General features: G+C 54.7%; 1 protein-coding gene. It reads left to right on the top strand.

The features are described from left to right. The coding region (locus AB4874_RS19860; RefSeq protein WP_368393313.1) for an IS3 family transposase at positions 1-693 on the top strand (693 nt) is incomplete at its 5' end. Between the last annotated feature and the right edge of the window lie 34 nt (positions 694-727).

Below are 727 nucleotides of genomic sequence, written 5' to 3'. Positions count from 1 at the left end.
GAATTGACGCGCCAGTATGGCCGATATGGCTACCGCAGGGTTGCGGCTTTGCTGAGAGAGGCAGGCTGGCAGATCAACGACAAGCGGGTTGAACGCTTATGGCGACGTGAGGGGCTTAAAGTGCCAATGAAACAACCAAAGAAGGGACGGCTTTGGCTCAATGATGGGTCGTGCGTCCGTTTGCGACCCGAGTATCGCAACCATGTCTGGTCTTATGACTTTGTGCATCACCGGACAGACGATGGCAGGGCGTTCAGGACGCTCAATATCCTAGACGAACACAGCCGGGAATGCTTGGCGATCCTGGTCAAACGAAAACTGAACTCGAGTGAGGTCATCGACGCTCTGACAGACCTATTCATCCTGCGCGGCGTGCCAGCCTATATCAGGTCGGACAACGGCCCAGAGTTCATCGCTGAGGCCGTCAGAGATTGGATCAAAGCCGTTGGAGCCAAGACTGCATACATCGAGCCTGGGTCACCCTGGGAAAACGGTTATTGCGAAAGCTTCAACGGCCGGATGCGCGACGAGCTGCTGAACGGCGAGATCTTTTACTCGCTGCGTGAAGCACAAATCATCATCGAAGGATGGAGAAACCACTACAATACCAAACGACCCCATAGTGCCCTGGGCTATCGCCCACCTGCGCCTGAGGCCATCGTAACGATGGACCAAAGGCCGATCATGCACTAACTTTTAGTTTGGACCATTCAAGTGGGGCTGCTCA

Origin of the sequence: Thioclava arctica, assembly GCF_040892615.1 — a bacterium.
GTDB classification, from domain to species: Bacteria; Pseudomonadota; Alphaproteobacteria; order Rhodobacterales; family Rhodobacteraceae; genus Thioclava; species Thioclava arctica.
This window is presented reverse-complemented; position numbering and strand designations above follow the sequence as displayed.